1 protein-coding gene is annotated in these 229 nt (G+C 44.1%); it reads left to right on the top strand.

The features are described 5' to 3' along the window. Positions 1-229, top strand: a 229-nt coding sequence (locus AAEZ00_RS22365; RefSeq protein ID WP_351090265.1) for a hypothetical protein, incomplete at both ends; no start/stop codon positions are given.

Here is a 229-nt window from a genome sequence, read left to right as displayed (position 1 = left end):
ACCTTAGATGGCCAAGATATTTGGTTACCTCGTGTAGGGCTTAAATACCTATTAAGTGATGATGTGACCTTATACGGTGGTGTAGGCCGTTACAGTGGTGGCTCACCATCTGTTTGGATTTCAAATAGCTTTTCAAATGATGGCAACAGCTTATTAAGCTATAACGAAGGTTGGAACCCAGCATGGGGCACTCCAGATTTTGGCAATATTCCAGCAGATGCTCAAGCGG

Source organism: Shewanella sp. S1-49-MNA-CIBAN-0167 (genome assembly GCF_040310145.1).
GTDB classification, from domain to species: domain Bacteria; phylum Pseudomonadota; class Gammaproteobacteria; order Enterobacterales; family Shewanellaceae; genus Shewanella; species Shewanella psychromarinicola.
Note: the sequence above shows the minus strand (reverse complement) of the source record. Positions and strands in the feature narration are given on the sequence as shown.